The following is a 301-nucleotide window of genomic DNA, read 5'->3' as shown; positions in this document are numbered from 1 at the left end:
GGCGATACTGTGTTTCACTTCTGAGTTCGGAATGGATTCAGGTGGTGCCACAGCTCTATGGTTTCCAGACAAATTCTTTTAAATCATGGTGCTGATACCCAGAATCGAACTGGGGACCTCATCCTTACCAAGGATGCGCTCTACCGACTGAGCCATATCAGCAAATCTTTTATATTAAATCGTCTTACACTTTATCAGCGATTTAATATTACTCTCAACGAGTAAAATAGGCGCCTGGAAATGACCTACTCTCACATGGGGAGACCCCACACTACCATCGGCGATACTGTGTTTCACTTCT

1 tRNA gene and 1 rRNA gene are annotated in these 301 nt (G+C 44.2%); both read right to left on the bottom strand.

Annotated features, from left to right (window positions below):
* Positions 1–69: ribosomal RNA gene (gene rrf, locus Q1A86_RS21165) — 5S ribosomal RNA — on the bottom strand; the annotation flags it as partial.
* 17 nt (positions 70–86) lie between these two features.
* Positions 87–162, bottom strand: a tRNA-Thr gene (locus Q1A86_RS21160).
* Positions 163–301 lie beyond the last annotated feature (139 nt).

Origin of the sequence: uncultured Shewanella sp., from assembly GCF_947497935.1 — a bacterium.
GTDB lineage: Bacteria > Pseudomonadota > Gammaproteobacteria > Enterobacterales > Shewanellaceae > Shewanella.
Note: the sequence above shows the minus strand (reverse complement) of the source record. Positions and strands in the feature narration are given on the sequence as shown.